Raw genomic sequence first — 14,667 nt, 5'->3', positions numbered from 1 at the left:
ATGGCCATTCCAAAACTTAATGACTACGCGCTGCCGACGGCGGACGAACTGCCGCAAAATAAAGTCACCTGGCAGGTAGAACCGCAGCGCGCCGCGCTGCTGATCCACGACATGCAGCAGTATTTCCTCAATTTCTGGGGCGAAGACAGTGCGCTGATTAAACAGGTGGTGGAGAACATCGCCAACCTGCGCCGCTACTGCAAACAGCAGGGCATCCCGGTGTTCTATACCGCGCAGCCGAACCAGCAGAGCGATGAAGATCGCGCACTGTTGAACGACATGTGGGGGCCGGGCCTGAACAAACACCCCGAGCAGCAGGCGGTGACCGCCGCGCTGGCGCCGGACGAAGACGACACGGTGCTGGTGAAATGGCGCTACAGCGCCTTCCACCGCTCGCCGCTGCAGGAGATCCTGCAGGAGTCCGGCCGCGATCAGCTGATTATCTGCGGCGTGTATGCGCACATCGGCTGCCTGACCACCGCCATCGACGCCTTCATGCGCAATATCCAGCCGTTCATGGTGGCCGACGGCCTGGCGGATTTCTCGCGCGACGAACACCTGATGGCGCTGCGCTACACCGCCGGCCGCTGCGGCCGGGTGGTGACCACCGCGTCTCTGTTGCCGGCTGCCGGTATCGCCAGCATCGATGCGCTGCGTCAGCAGATCCTGCCGCTGTTGGACGAGGACAGCGAAGACATGGGCAACGATGAGAACCTGATCGATTACGGCCTGGATTCGGTGCGCATCATGGAGCTGGCGACCCGCTGGCGCAAGATCCGCGGCGATATCGACTTTATCGCGCTGGCGCGCAACCCGACCATCGACAGCTGGTGGGCGCTGCTTTCCGAAGAGAAAGCCTGATTTTAATCACGAGAGAGGGCGGCCGCTCGGCCGCCCCGTTGGTTCTATAAGGAGATTACGATGAATGCTTTGATCACCAAGGGAAAACGTGCGGCATTTCCGCTGATGCTGCTGTCCACGCTGCTGTTCTCCAATACGCTGCTGGCGCAGACCGCGCCGGAAGTGCTGCGCAAGCCGGTTGGCAAGGGCGCCTATGAAATGGCCTACAGCCCGAGCGAGAACGCGCTCTATCTGGCGACGTCGCAGAGCCGCAAGCTGGACAAGGGCGGCATCGTTTATCGTCTGGATCCGACCACGCTGGACGTGACCCAGATTATTCATAATGACATCAAACCGTTCGGCGCCGCCGTCAACGCCAAGACCGGCACGCTGTTCTTCGGCAACACGGTCAATAACTCGGTGACCGCCATCGACGCCAAGACCGGCGACGTGAAAGGCCGCCTGGTGCTGGACGCGCGCAAGCGCTCCGAGACCGTCAAGCCGCTGGCGCCGCGCGAACTGGTGGCGGATGCCGACAGCGATACCCTGTACATCACCGGGCTGGGTGAATCCAGCGTGGTGTGGGTGGTGGACGGCAAGGATCTGACCCTGCGCGCCACCGTGACCGACACCGGCAAATACGGCACCGGCCTGGCGCTGGACGCCGCCGCCAAACGTCTGTATGTCACCAACGCCGACGGCGAGCTGGTGACCATCGACACCCAATCCAACAAGGTGCTGTCGCGCAAGAAGCTGGATGAGTCCAAAGAGCACTTCTTCCTGAACATCAGCCTGGATACCGCTACCCATCGTGCGTTCATCACCGACTCCAAGCAGCCGCAGGTGCTGGTGGTGGATACCCGCAACGGCAACATTCTGAGCAAGATCGACGTACCGGAATCGCTGGCGGTGCTGTTCAACCCGGCGCGCAATGAAGTTTACGTCACCCATCGCCAGGCGGGCGAAGTGAGCGTAATCGACGCCAAGAGCTACAAGGTGCTGAACACCATCAAGACGCCGACCCACCCGAACAGCCTGGCGCTGTCGCCGGACGGTCAGACGCTGTACGTCAGCATCAAGCAGGCTTCCAGCCGCGAGAAAGAAGCCACCGCGCCGGACGACGTGATCCGCGTAGCGCTGAAATAATCCCGCTCAGGGTACGCGCATATCGAACAGGCGAAGCGGCGACGCTCCGCCTGTTTTTTTTCGCCCAAGGATCTGCGGTATAAAGAGTGTATTGATCCGTTAACCCGAAGGAACGTTGGTTATGCCTGCCTCGCGTACCCCGCTGTTATTGTCCGTTATCACCCTGCTGCTGCTGGCCGCGCTGATCCACAGCGGCATCCGCCCTTACGATCGCACCACCTGGCTGATGGAGGTGGCGCCGGTATTGGTAGTTTTGCCGCTGCTGTGGCTGACTTATCGCCGCTATCCGCTGACGCCGCTGCTCTACACGCTGATTTTATTTCATGCGCTGATCCTGATTTTCGGCGGCATGTACAGCTACGCCCGCGTACCGCTGGGGTTTGAGGTGCAGCAGTGGCTGGATCTTGGCCGCAACCCATACGACAAACTGGGGCATTTCTTCCAGGGATTGGTGCCGGCGCTGGTGGCGCGCGAGATCCTCCAGCGCGGCGGCTATGTGCAGGGCCGCAAGATGCTGGGCTTTGTGGTGTGCTGCATCGCGCTGGCCATCAGCGCCGTTTACGAGCTGATCGAGTGGTGGGCGGCGCTGGCGCTGGGCCAGGGCGCCGACGAGTTTCTCGGCACCCAGGGTGACCCGTGGGATACCCAGTCCGACATGTTCTGCGCCTTGCTCGGCGCGCTATGCGGTTTGCTGCTGTTCGCCGGTTGGCAAGACCGGCAAATTCGCCGCCTGTGTCGATAAATCTTGGTAACAAAGGCGTGGTTGGAGGGGGCTGCATTTAATCGCGTTTACCGCCGGTTCAGCGTATTTGTGCTATATCACTGGTTCGGAGCGGCTGTTTGAATGCGAGACTGAGTTTGATCATTACCCCCTTATCCCGAAAAGCGTACGCAGTATGGATGTCGTTAACGATAGTGCTCAGCTTTGCGTGGCTAAATCTTTTGGATCTCTATAACAACGACACGTTGTTCTTTCAGAAGTTAACGATTTCCGTCATCAATAACACCTCGTTCGCCGATGTCGTCGCCTCTTACCTGAGACTGATTCTGTATCTGCCTTTCGGGCTGTTGGCGATCGTGTTGACGCTGTTGTTTTGCGCCCGGCGGCTATGCGATACCCGGTTCTTTGTGCTCGCTTGGCCGATTTCTCTGGCGGTCTTCTTGGTCTTTTGGTTTGTTAATGTCGCTTTCCCCGGACATCTCAATCTGGTGTTGGTCGCTAAATCTTGCGTACTGGCACTGATTGGGCTGGTTCCGCCGAGGAAACGAGAGGCCGAATAATCGAACGCAGTTCGATGAAGAGTCCGTACCCAGAAAGCGAAAAACCCGCCATAGGCGGGTTCTTCTAAATAGGGCGACCGGACTCGGACAACCGGCGTCTGCGCCGCGTTGAACAGCGCTTCAGCGTTGGCCCGCAGGGTGAGGCCTTTGGCCGAATAATCGAACGCAGTTCGATGAAGAGTCCGTACCCAGAAAGCGAAAAACCCGCCATAGGCGGGTTCTTCTGAATAGGGCGACCGGACTCGGACAACCGGCGTCTGCGCCGCGTTGAACAGCGCTTCAGCGCTGGCCCGCAGGGTGAGGCCTTAAGGCCGAATAATCGAACGCAGTTCGATGGAGAGTCCTGTCCCTGAAAAGCAAAAACCCAGCCATAGGCTGGGTTCTCTAAATATGGTGCCCGGACTCGGAATCGAACCAAGGACACGGGGATTTTCAATCCCCTGCTCTACCGACTGAGCTATCCGGGCAACGGGCAGCATTAAACCGTATTGGCCGATGGCCGTCAACGGCTTTATGCATGAAAGGCGTTAAAACGCGTCCGGTTGCTGGCTTTTCAGGCAAAGGGCGCAAAAATTGCGCCTGTTCAGGCTATCTCCTTGGGCTGGCGGCGCCGCAAGCGCGGCTCGCCTAGCTTAGCGCCCCGTTGCGGCGGCACTGCGCCACCTGCAAGATGTCTTCCGCCAGCCGTTTGGCGACCGATACGTCCTGGAGCTGGCGTTTTACCAGCAGTTTGCTCAGGCAGCCTTCCTGAATCAATTCCATTTGCTGCGCCACCATGTCGGCGTCGTCGGCGTCCATTTCGCGCAGCAGTTCGCGGGTCAGCTCCAGCGAGGTCAGCTTTTGCTGCTCCGCCAGCTGGTGGATCGGATGATCCGTTTCCGGGAAGAAGCTGCAGGCGGCGATAAACAGGCAGCCGGGATAGCGGTCGTGCTGCACGTATTCCGCCAGCACGTCATAGCGCGCCAGCAGTTTTTGCTGCGGGCTCAGGTTTTCGTCCAACAGCAGCTGGCGGCGCCAGGTGTCGATCTGTTGGCCGTGGTAGCGCAGGCAGTCGTACAGCAGCGCTTCGCGATCCGGCCAGAACCGTTTGAGATCGCCGGGCTGAACGTCGAGTTTTTCCGCCAGCATCTCTAATGTGGCGGTCGCCAGGCCCTGTTGTTCCAACAGGCCCAGCGCGGTATCAAGGACGTGTTCACGTTGCACTTGTGCTTCCTCCCATTCGCTTCCGATCTTCAGTGTCAGTTATCGCATCACTTTCTGCAAATGCGCGTTGAAGGCTTCCGCCTTCATAAAACCGGTGACCCGCTCGGCCGTCAGCTCCTGGCCCGCCGGATCGAAGAACAGGATCGTGGGTAACCCCAGTACCTGCAAATGCTTCAGCAGCGCCGCCTGTTCCGCGCCGTTGGCGGTGACGTCCGCCTGCAGCAGCACCGCGTTGGCCAGGCTCGCCTGCACCGCCGCATCGCTGAAGGTGTATTTCTCGAACTCTTTACAGGCTACGCACCAGTCGGCGTACAGGTCCAGCATCACCGGCTTGCCCCGCGCCTGTTGCAGCGCCAGATCTAACTGCTCGACGTTGTTGATGCGGGTAAACGTCAGGTGCGGCTGAGCCGCCTGCTGCGTCTGATCGGCGCCGAAGGCCCAGTCCTGCAGCGGCCGCGCGGCGATCACCGCCGCCGCCAGCAGAAGCAGCTGCAGGGCGCGCGCCCAGCCGCGCGCGCTTCTCAGGCTCAGAGCGAAGGCCCAGCCGAAGAACGCCAGGCCGAGCAGGCTCCACAGACGCAGGCCCCACAGATCGCCGATCACCCGCTCCAGCAGGAACACCGGCAGCGCCAGGATGACGAAGCCGAAGGCCTCTTTCACGTACTGCATCCACGGGCCGCTGCGCGGCAGCAGGCGGTTGCCGAACAGGGTGACGATCACCAGCGGAATGCCCATCCCCAGCGCGTACAGGTACAGCGTGCCGCCGCCGGCCCAGAGGTTACCGCTCTGGGCGATATACAGCAGGATGGCGCTGAGCGGCGCGGTGGTACAGGGCGAGCAAATCAGCCCGGCCAGGGCGCCCATCAGGAATACGCCGGTCAGCGAGCCGCTGCGCTGGGTATTGCTCCAGTTCGCCAGCCGGGTTTGCAGCGCCGAGGGCAGCTGCAGGGAATAGAGGCCGAACATCGACAGCGCCAGCGCGATGAACAGCACCGACAGGCCAATCAGGACGTAAGGATGCTGCAGCGCCGCCTGGAACTGCAGGCCGGCGGCGGCCACCACCAGCCCCAGCAGGGTGTAGGTGAGTGCCATGCCCTGCACGTAAACCACCGCCAGCGCCAGAATGCGGCCGCTGCTTTGCGGCCGGTCGCGGCCGAGGATGATGCCGGAGATCAGCGGGTACATCGGCAGCACGCACGGAGTGAAGGCGATGCCGATGCCGATCAGCAATGCCCACAGCGGCGAGAAAGGCAGGCTGGCCGGTGCGGCGGGCTGTTCGGTTGGCGCAGGGGCAGCCGCCGGGAGCGGGGCGACATCGCCGGCGCTGACGGCATCCAGCGGAATGACGCGGGTTTCCGGCGGATAGCAGAAGCCGGCCTCGGCGCAGCCCTGATAGGTGACGCTGAGGCTGGCGTTGGCCGCCGCCTGTTGCAGCGGCACCTGCAGATTCAGCTGCTGTTTGAAAATCGCCACTTCGCCGAAGAACTCGTCCTTGTGGCTCAACCCTTCGGGCAGGGTAAAGGCGCCCAGCGTCGCTTGCTGCGGCACCAGTTTGATCTGCTGGCGATACAGGTAGTAGCCGGGGCGGATCTGCCAGTTCAGCGTCACCTGGCTGCCTTGCTGTTTGAAATCGAAGGCGAAGGCCTGATCGACAGGCACGAACTGGCTGCCGCCCTTCGGCGCGAACAGCGAAGCCTGCGCCGCCTGCGGCAGGAAGAACAGGCTGCACAGCAGCAAAATCAGTTTAAGGAAGCGTTGATCCATAACAGGTAGTCTTTATCTCCGGCCATCACCGGCAGCACCAGCAGCTCGGGCGTCTGGTAAGGGTGATGTTGTTTCAGGGTGTCGAGCAGGGCCTGCTGACGGCGGCGATCGCTTTTGAACAGCATCTGCACTTCGTATTCCTGTTCCAGTTTCCCTTCCCAGTAATACAGCGAGGTAGCGCCGGGCAGCAGCGTGGCGCAGGCCGCCAGCTTATCGCCCAAGACCCGCGCCGCCAGTTCCTGGGCGCTGGCTTCATCGGGTGCGGTACAGAGTATGACGACAGCTTCGCAATCAGACATCTTCAGCCCTCTCATCGGTTCGAATGGGCACTATACCCTGAAGGCGGATTGGCTAGAAGGCGAGTTTATCGCCAGAAGGAAAACCGGGGCCGCAGCCCCGGTCGGAGCGTTACAGCATGATGCTGCCGAGCAGGAAGCCGAATACCACGGCGAAAATCACGCCCATGGTGCCGGGAATGAAGAACGGGTGGTTGAACACGAAGCGGCCGATGCGCGTGGTGCCGGTATCGTCCATCTGCACCGCGGCGACCAGCGTCGGGTAGGTCGGCAGGATGAACAGGCCGGAGACGGCGGCGAAGGAGGCGACGGCGGTCAGCGGCGATACGTTCAGCGCCAGCGCCATCGGCATCAGCGCCTTGGCGGTAGCGGCCTGCGAGTACAGCAGCGCCGAGCAGAAGAAGAAGATCACCGCCAGCAGCCACGGGTGCGCCTGAATGACGCTGCCGGCCGTCTCTTTGATCCAGTCGATGTTGGCCTGCACGAAGGTATCGCCCAGCCAGGCGACGCCGAGGATACAGATACAGGCGCTCATGCCGGCCTTGAAGGTGCTGGAGTTCAGCACCATGTCGGTGTCGACGCGGCACAGCAGGGTGGTCAGCGTGGCGACGCTCAGCATGATGATCAGGATGGCGTTGGTGGTGTTCATCAGCGGCTTGGCCACCAGGCCAAGACCCGGGCTGTTGATGATGGCGTAGGCGACCACGCACAGCACGCCCAGCAGGAACAGCAGCACCGAGGTTTTGGCGCGCGGTTTGATCGCCAGCGCGTTGTTGCCGCGCAGGGTGATTAGGCCTTCTTCCAGGCGTTTCAGGTACACCGGGTCGTTAGACAGTTTGGAGTCGAACAACCAGGTCACCAGCAGCGACATCACCAGCACGGCGCAGAAGGTGGACGGGATCACCACCATCAGCAGGTGCAGGTAGCTGACGCCGTGGCCTTCCATCACCGAAGACATGTACACCACCGCGGCGGAGATCGGCGAGGCGGTGATGGCGATCTGGGCGGACACCACGGCGGTCGACAGCGGCCGGCAAGGCTTGATGCCCTGTTCTTTCGCCACTTCGGCGATCACCGGCAGCGCCGAGAGCGAGATGTTGCCGGTGCCGGCGAAGATGGTCAGGAAGTAGGTGACGATAGGGGCGAGAATGGTGATGTGCTTGGGGTTCTTGCGCAGCAGCTTTTCGGTCTGCTGCACCAGGTAATCCATCCCCCCGGCGACCTGCATCGCGGAGATCGCCGCGATCACCGCCATGATGATGGAAATCACGTCGAAGGGAATGCTGCCCGGCTTGACGCCGATCAGCGCCAGGACCAGAACGCCCAATCCCCCCGCGAACCCGATACCGATACCGCCCAACCTGGCCCCTAAAAAGATGGCCAGCAGAACGATAACCAATTCCAAGGCTAACATAGTGTTTACTCCTTAAAATGAGATTTCCCGTCATCCTTGAAACTGCATCGGTGTTGGCTGCGAGCGCTCACCCCAGTCACTTACTTGAGTAAGCTCCTGGGGACTTGCGCGCTTGCCGCCTTGATGCAGTCCCAATGATTTAGGGTGTAAATTGAAAATAAAACGTTAAAATTTTGTGGGCGCCGGAAAGTAAAAAGGCACGCTATCCAGAGGATTTAGCGTGCCTTTCAGGGCTACCGGGTAGGTCTGTTATTGTTCATTTTCATCCGTATAGCGTTTGGCTTTATAGGCCGGGTGCATCAGGTTCTCCACGGAGAAGATGTCATCCAGCTCGGCTTCGGTCAGCAGTCCGCGTTCCAGCACCACTTCACGCACGCTCTTGCCGGTTTCGGCACAGATCTTCCCGACGATGTCACCGTTATGGTGGCCGATGAACGGGTTCAGATAGGTGACGATACCGATCGAGTTGAAGACGTAGTGTTCGCAGACTTCTTTATTCGCGGTGATGCCGTTAATGCATTTTTCCAGCAGGTTGTAGCAGGCGTTGGTCAGGATGTGGATCGACTCGAACATCGCCTGGCCGATCACCGGCTCCATCACGTTCAGCTGCAGCTGGCCCGCTTCGGCCGCCATGGTAACGCAAGTGTCGTTGCCAATCACCTTGAAACACACCTGATTGACCACTTCCGGCACTACCGGGTTCACTTTGGCCGGCATGATGGACGACCCCGCCTGCAGCTCCGGCAGGTTGATTTCGTTCAGTCCGGCGCGCGGGCCGGAGGAGAGCAGGCGCAGGTCGTTGCAGATTTTGGACAGTTTCACCGCCAGGCGTTTGAGCGCGCTGTGCACCATCACGTAGGCGCCACAGTCGGAGGTGGCCTCGATCAGGTCTTCCGCCGGCACCACCGGCAGGCCGCTGACTTCCGCCAGTTTTTGCACCGCCAGCGGCTGGTAGCCTTCCGGGGTGTTGAGCGCGGTGCCGATGGCGGTGGCGCCCAGGTTCACTTCCAGCAGCAGCTCCGCGGTGCGGTGCAGGTTGCGGGTCTCTTCGTTCAGCAACACGCTGAAGGCGTGGAACTCCTGGCCGAGGGTCATCGGTACCGCGTCCTGCAGCTGGGTGCGGCCCATTTTCAGGATGGTTTCGAACTCTTTCGCCTTGCGGTCGAAGCCTTCGCGCAGCTGGTTGATGGCGTCGATCAGCTTCTGGTTGGAGGCGTACACCGCGATGCGGAACCCGGTCGGGTAGGCATCGTTGGTGGACTGGCACTTATTGAGGTGATCGTTCGGGTTCAGGTACTGGTATTCGCCTTTTTGGTGGCCCATCAGCTCCAGGCCGATGTTCGCCAGCACTTCGTTGGTGTTCATGTTCAGCGAGGTGCCTGCGCCGCCCTGGAACACGTCCACCGGGAACTGATCCATGCACTTGCCTTTATCCAGCACCTCGTCGCAGGCCTGGATGATCACGTCGGCGATTTTGCGCGGGATGGTTTTGAGTTCTTTGTTGGCCATCGCCGCGGCCTTTTTCACCATCACCATGCCGCGAACGAACTCGGGGACATCGCTGATTTTGCTGTTGCTGATGTAGAAGTTTTCAATCGCACGCAGAGTGTGGACTCCGTAGTAAGCGTCTGCGGGGACTTCACGTGTTCCTAACAGGTCTTCTTCGATACGAATGTTGTTTGACATGAGAACCTTCTCTATGTGTTGCTGCCGAATTAATAATGTGTCAGGTCAAGGCTAATAAGGGCACAGCCTAAATTAATGTTGCCGAAGGCTTGGGGCGTGAAACGATTAACCAAATCGCCCGTTGCTGCCCAGATCATATGCTGGTTGGTAAGAAATGACTGAATCCAGATCACCTTATGGTGTTTAAGGATATGCCCTTTTCCGGTTCTGTGACTTCTTTCACGTTTGTGAACTTTAGCAATAAAAACCGGCTCTCGGTTGAAATGGTGGGGGGATGCCCTCATTGTAATGGTGTCGGCCGTTTACGGCCTCTTTTTTCGCGCCGTCGCCCCGTGGCGGCCGCGCTTTACCTACCGATAGGAGAACCAGGTGCGCTGGTTACCGCTACTGCTGATATTTCTGCTGGCTTACATAGAAATATCCATCTTTATCAAAGTCGCCGCCGTGCTCGGCGTGGCTGTCACCCTGCTGCTGGTGGTGTTCAGCTCCTGCGTCGGCATTTCGCTGGTGCGCAATCAGGGCATGAAAACCTTCGTGCAGATGCAGCAAAAACTGGCGGCCGGCGAAAGCCCGGCGGCGGAAATGGTGAAAAGCGTTTCGCTGGTGCTGGCGGGCTTCCTGCTGCTGATCCCGGGTTTCTTCACCGACTTCCTCGGCCTGTTGCTGCTGCTGCCGCCGGTGCAAAAAACGCTGACGCTGAAGCTGATGCCGCATCTGTCGGTTTATCGCCCCGGCGGTTGGACGGGCGGTGACGCCGCCAACGGCAACACCTTCGACGGTGAATTCCAGCGCAAGGACGACGAACGCTCGGTGCTGGAACACCGCCCGGACGAGGAGCGCAAGCCTCACGATCGTTAAGCAAACGCGGCTCAGGCCGCGTTTTTTCTCTCTGTAGCACCCGCGCGGCCAAAAATGCGAAATTTTTTTCGTTAGCCCCCTTGAAGGGGGCTGGAACGCCCCCATCTCAAATGCCACGAGGCCGGTAATAACAACCATCCGGTGTACAACCCTAAATCTGATAGAGACCTTCTTACAGGAGAGCGTTCAATGAGTATTCGTCCATTGCATGACCGCGTTATCGTCAAGCGCAAAGAAGTTGAATCAAAATCTGCTGGCGGCATCGTCCTGACTGGCTCTGCTGCGGGTAAATCCACTCGCGGTGAAGTGGTTGCAGTGGGTAAAGGGCGTGTGCTGGAAAACGGCAACATCCAACCGCTGGATGTGAAAGTTGGCGATATCGTGATTTTCAACGACGGCTACGGCGTGAAAGCAGAGAAGATCGACAATGAAGAAGTGTTGATCATGTCCGAAAGCGACATTCTGGCAATTGTTGAAGCGTAATTGCGCTTTATCTTCTGAACTGAACGAGTTGAAGGGAAATACCAATGGCAGCTAAAGACGTAAAATTCGGCAATGACGCTCGCGTGAAAATGCTCCGCGGCGTGAATGTTCTCGCTGATGCAGTAAAAGTGACCCTGGGCCCGAAAGGCCGCAACGTAGTGCTGGATAAATCTTTCGGCGCACCGACCATCACCAAAGACGGCGTTTCCGTTGCGCGTGAAATCGAACTGGAAGACAAGTTCGAGAACATGGGCGCACAGATGGTGAAAGAAGTGGCCTCCAAAGCGAACGACGCGGCGGGCGACGGCACCACCACTGCAACCGTACTGGCTCAATCCATCATCACCGAAGGCCTGAAAGCGGTTGCTGCAGGCATGAACCCGATGGATCTGAAGCGCGGCATCGACAAAGCGGTTGTCGCTGCGGTTGAAGAACTGAAGAAACTGTCCGTACCTTGCTCCGATTCCAAAGCTATCGCTCAGGTAGGCACCATCTCCGCCAACTCCGACGAAACCGTGGGTAAACTGATCGCGGAAGCGATGGAGAAAGTGGGCAAAGAAGGCGTTATCACCGTTGAAGAAGGCACCGGCCTGCAAGACGAGCTGGACGTGGTTGAAGGTATGCAGTTCGACCGCGGTTACCTGTCCCCATACTTCATCAACAAGCCGGAAACCGGTTCTGTTGAGCTGGAAAGCCCGTTCATCCTGCTGGCCGACAAAAAGATCTCCAACATCCGCGAAATGCTGCCGGTGCTGGAAGCCGTTGCCAAAGCAGGCAAGCCGCTGCTGATCATCGCTGAAGACGTTGAAGGCGAAGCGCTGGCGACCCTGGTGGTCAACACCATGCGCGGCATCGTGAAAGTGGCTGCCGTTAAGGCGCCTGGCTTCGGCGACCGCCGTAAAGCCATGCTGCAGGACATCGCAACCCTGACTGCCGGTACCGTTATCTCTGAAGAGATCGGTCTGGAGCTGGAAAAAGCCACCCTGGAAGACCTGGGCCAGGCAAAACGCGTTGTGATCAACAAAGACACCACCATCATCATCGATGGCGTGGGCGACGAAGCGACCATCCAGGGCCGCGTTGCTCAGATCCGTCAGCAGATCGAAGAAGCGACCTCTGACTACGATCGTGAAAAACTGCAGGAGCGCGTAGCGAAACTGGCCGGCGGCGTTGCCGTTATCAAGGTTGGCGCAGCGACTGAAGTTGAAATGAAAGAGAAGAAAGCCCGCGTTGAAGACGCCCTGCACGCGACCCGCGCCGCAGTGGAAGAAGGCGTGGTGGCCGGCGGTGGCGTAGCGCTGATCCGCGTTGCAGGCAAAATCGCCGCGCTGAAAGGCGACAACGAAGACCAGAACGTGGGTATCAAAGTTGCGCTGCGCGCAATGGAAGCCCCTCTGCGTCAGATCGTGGTGAACGCCGGTGAAGAAGCTTCCGTTATCGCCAACCAGGTGAAAGCGGGCGAAGGCAGCTACGGCTACAACGCTTACTCCGAAGAATACGGCGACATGATCGCGATGGGTATCCTGGATCCAACCAAAGTGACCCGTTCTGCTCTGCAGTACGCGGCTTCCGTGGCTGGCCTGATGATCACCACCGAATGCATGGTTACCGACCTGCCGAAGGCTGACGCACCGGATCTGGGCGCAGCAGGCGGCATGGGCGGCATGGGCGGTATGGGCGGCATGATGTAATCATCCCCCACACGCTGGTGTGCTGAGAACCCCGGTCAAACGACCGGGGTTTTTTTTATCTTAAAAATCAATAAAAAGAATGTTTGTTTAGCTTGTTATTAGTTTTCTGAATGAATTATTGCATTATTTTGCTTTTGCCCTAAACCGTTGTCGTTTCGTACCGATATAGCCCCTACCGGGCGGGGAATTTTCCCTCGCCGGTGTGACTGTCAACGGAGACGACTTATGCTGAAAAATATGAAAATAGCCACCTGGCTGATGTTGATGCTGTTGCTGTTGGGCTTGATGCCCATGGGAACCGGCGCCATCGCCTTCTATTTCATGCAGCAAAACGGCAACAGCATCGGCAGGATGAGCACTTTCTCCGACGAGGAAGCGGCGCTGAACCGCAGTTGGCGTGCTTTGCTGCAAACGCAGACGCTGATCGACAACATGGCGTTCGAGCGCATGGCGCAGACGGACGCCGCCGATATCCGTAAGGGCATCACTGAGGCGCGTAACGAGCTGCGCAGCGCCGACGTTGCGTTCAACCTGTTTTGGGAGACGCCGGGCCTGACGGTATCGCGCCCGGATCTGGGCGAGGCGATGAAAACGGTCTATCTGGCGCAGCAGGCGGTGCTGAAGCAAGAGCTGACGCTGTTGGCCGACACGCCGCAGGCGGCGCTGATCGAGCGGCTGCACGCCATGGCCGCTGAGAAGCGCCAGGTGCGCCAGCGGCTGGATAGTCAGTTTGCCGACTACATGCGGGCCACGGTGGCCGCTCATCGTCTGGCGGTGGAGGCGGCGGTGCAGACTCAAAAAGTCTTTGCACGCCTGCTGAGTGGCACCCTGGCGGCGATCCTGCTGCTGCTGGTCGCCGTGCAACGTGATTTCCGCCGGCGCTTGATCCTGCCGCTGCGCCAGATTGCCGAACACTTGCAAAAGGTTGGGCGCGGCGATCTGCGCAGCGAGATCGCGGTACGCAACAGCAATGAGATCGGCATGCTGTTCGCCAGCCTGCGGACGATGCAGCAGGAGCTGAGCGCCACCGTGCAGCAGGTGCGTGACGGCGTGGAGTCGATCAATCACGGAACGCACGAGATCGCCGTCGGCAACGCCGATCTTTCCAGCCGCACGGAAGAACAGGCCAGCGCGCTGACGGAAACCGCCGCCAGCATGGAACAGATCACCGCTACGGTGCGGCAAAACGCCGATAACGCCAACCAGGCCGCCGGCATGGTCAATCAGACCGCCGGCATTGCCCGCAACGGCGAAACGCTGATGGCCAGCGCGGTCGACAAGATGCGGGCGATTAACGACAGCGCGCGCCAGGTGGGGGATATTACCAGCGTGATCGACGGCATCGCCTTCCAGACCAATATCCTGGCGCTGAACGCCGCCGTGGAGGCCGCGCGGGCCGGTGAACAGGGGCGGGGTTTTGCGGTGGTGGCCGGCGAGGTGCGCAATCTGGCGCAGCGCTGCGCGACTTCGGCCAAAGAGATCAGCAGTTTGGTCGACGGCGTAACCGGCGATATCGCCGCCGGCGTGCGCTTGGTGGAACAGGCAGGCGAGACGATGAATGCCATCGTTGGCTCGGTGAACCAGGTGACGTCGCTGATGGACAACATCTCGTACGCGTCGGAAGAGCAAAGCAAGGGCATTGAGCAGGTCGGGGTGGCGGTGACCCAGATGGATCAGGTGACGCAGCAGAACGCCGCGCTGGTGGAGGAGGTGGCGACCACCGCCGTCGGCGTGGAGGAGCAGGCGGCTCTGCTGGCGCAGGCGGTGGCGGTATTCCAACTGGCGGAGGGGGAAACGCGCCAGGACGAAGCGCAGGCATCGGCGGCCGTTGCCGGTTGGGCATAACGCCGCCGCACTGTATTTGATGATATTTTTGCCGCCGGGGGCGATTTAGCTGGTAAACTGTTAAGTCATCAGCTGTCGCTCAAGACGTTGGCCCGCTCGCGTGGCAACGGATGCTTAAGAGATGGCATCGCTTTCTGATAAGCTTTTGCGTAATTCTCAA

13 protein-coding genes and 1 tRNA gene are annotated in these 14,667 nt (G+C 59.7%); 8 read left to right on the top strand and 6 right to left on the bottom strand.

Annotated features, from left to right (window positions below):
• The 4 genes from ACJ8HH_RS16195 to ACJ8HH_RS16180 all read left to right on the top strand — a co-directional run bounded on the left by ACJ8HH_RS16195 (nucleotide 1) and on the right by ACJ8HH_RS16180 (nucleotide 3,267).
• Nucleotides 1–861: an isochorismatase gene (locus tag ACJ8HH_RS16195; RefSeq protein ID WP_004930014.1), complete on the top strand. Its 861-nt coding sequence runs from the start codon at nucleotides 1–3 to the stop codon at nucleotides 859–861.
• 105 nt (nucleotides 862–966) lie between these two features.
• Nucleotides 967–1,986: a 7-bladed beta-propeller protein YncE gene (gene yncE, locus ACJ8HH_RS16190; protein WP_371929208.1), complete on the top strand. Its 1,020-nt coding sequence runs from the start codon at nucleotides 967–969 to the stop codon at nucleotides 1,984–1,986.
• 121 nt (nucleotides 1,987–2,107) lie between these two features.
• A complete protein-coding gene (locus tag ACJ8HH_RS16185) occupies nucleotides 2,108–2,728 on the top strand; it encodes a DUF2238 domain-containing protein (protein WP_033649958.1) in 621 nt (206 codons plus the stop codon).
• A 158-nt stretch (nucleotides 2,729–2,886) separates the two neighbouring features.
• Complete coding sequence (locus ACJ8HH_RS16180; RefSeq protein WP_043148258.1) at nucleotides 2,887–3,267, top strand: hypothetical protein; 381 nt, start codon at nucleotides 2,887–2,889, stop codon at nucleotides 3,265–3,267.
• 391 nt (nucleotides 3,268–3,658) lie between these two features.
• On the opposite strand, the gene ACJ8HH_RS16175 is transcribed toward ACJ8HH_RS16180, so the two are convergent.
• From ACJ8HH_RS16175 to aspA, 6 genes are all read right to left on the bottom strand, one after another.
• A tRNA-Phe gene (locus tag ACJ8HH_RS16175) sits at nucleotides 3,659–3,734 on the bottom strand.
• Nucleotides 3,735–3,894: 160 nt separating this feature from the next.
• The gene (gene dicD, locus ACJ8HH_RS16170) at nucleotides 3,895–4,470 is read right to left on the bottom strand and encodes a division control transcriptional repressor DicD (protein ID WP_033636761.1); all 576 of its coding nucleotides are present in this window, start codon (nucleotides 4,468–4,470) and stop codon (nucleotides 3,895–3,897) included.
• A gap of 39 nt (nucleotides 4,471–4,509) precedes the next feature.
• Nucleotides 4,510–6,234: a protein-disulfide reductase DsbD gene (locus tag ACJ8HH_RS16165; protein WP_039567876.1), complete on the bottom strand. Its 1,725-nt coding sequence runs from the start codon at nucleotides 6,232–6,234 to the stop codon at nucleotides 4,510–4,512.
• Nucleotides 6,210–6,533, bottom strand: a complete 324-nt coding sequence (gene cutA / locus ACJ8HH_RS16160; RefSeq protein WP_004929657.1) for a divalent cation tolerance protein CutA — start codon at nucleotides 6,531–6,533, stop codon at nucleotides 6,210–6,212. The genes ACJ8HH_RS16165 and cutA overlap by 25 nt, the downstream gene beginning before the upstream one ends.
• 109 nt (nucleotides 6,534–6,642) lie before the next feature.
• On the bottom strand, nucleotides 6,643–7,944 hold the full coding sequence (locus tag ACJ8HH_RS16155) for an anaerobic C4-dicarboxylate transporter (protein ID WP_060451782.1): 1,302 nt from the start codon (nucleotides 7,942–7,944) through the stop codon (nucleotides 6,643–6,645).
• A gap of 249 nt (nucleotides 7,945–8,193) precedes the next feature.
• Nucleotides 8,194–9,630, bottom strand: coding sequence for an aspartate ammonia-lyase (gene aspA / locus ACJ8HH_RS16150; RefSeq protein WP_004929659.1), 1,437 nt, complete (start codon nucleotides 9,628–9,630; stop codon nucleotides 8,194–8,196).
• 369 nt (nucleotides 9,631–9,999) lie between these two features.
• On the opposite strand from aspA, the gene ACJ8HH_RS16145 reads away from it, so the two are divergent.
• The 4 genes from ACJ8HH_RS16145 (at nucleotide 10,000) to ACJ8HH_RS16130 (ending at nucleotide 14,507) form a co-directional block, all read left to right on the top strand.
• Nucleotides 10,000–10,488 (top strand): FxsA family protein, encoded by a 489-nt coding sequence (locus tag ACJ8HH_RS16145; protein WP_033636764.1) that lies wholly within the window; start codon nucleotides 10,000–10,002, stop codon nucleotides 10,486–10,488.
• 189 nt (nucleotides 10,489–10,677) lie between these two features.
• On the top strand, nucleotides 10,678–10,971 hold the full coding sequence (locus ACJ8HH_RS16140) for a co-chaperone GroES (protein ID WP_004929661.1): 294 nt from the start codon (nucleotides 10,678–10,680) through the stop codon (nucleotides 10,969–10,971).
• A 44-nt stretch (nucleotides 10,972–11,015) separates the two neighbouring features.
• Nucleotides 11,016–12,662: a chaperonin GroEL gene (gene groL, locus ACJ8HH_RS16135; protein ID WP_004929662.1), complete on the top strand. Its 1,647-nt coding sequence runs from the start codon at nucleotides 11,016–11,018 to the stop codon at nucleotides 12,660–12,662.
• A gap of 225 nt (nucleotides 12,663–12,887) precedes the next feature.
• Nucleotides 12,888–14,507 (top strand): methyl-accepting chemotaxis protein, encoded by a 1,620-nt coding sequence (locus tag ACJ8HH_RS16130; protein WP_060451783.1) that lies wholly within the window; start codon nucleotides 12,888–12,890, stop codon nucleotides 14,505–14,507.
• The last annotated feature ends 160 nt before the right edge of the window (nucleotides 14,508–14,667 follow it).

This window comes from Serratia sp. CY32780, assembly GCF_052169135.1.
Taxonomy (GTDB): Bacteria; Pseudomonadota; Gammaproteobacteria; order Enterobacterales; family Enterobacteriaceae; genus Serratia; species Serratia sarumanii.
This window is presented reverse-complemented; position numbering and strand designations above follow the sequence as displayed.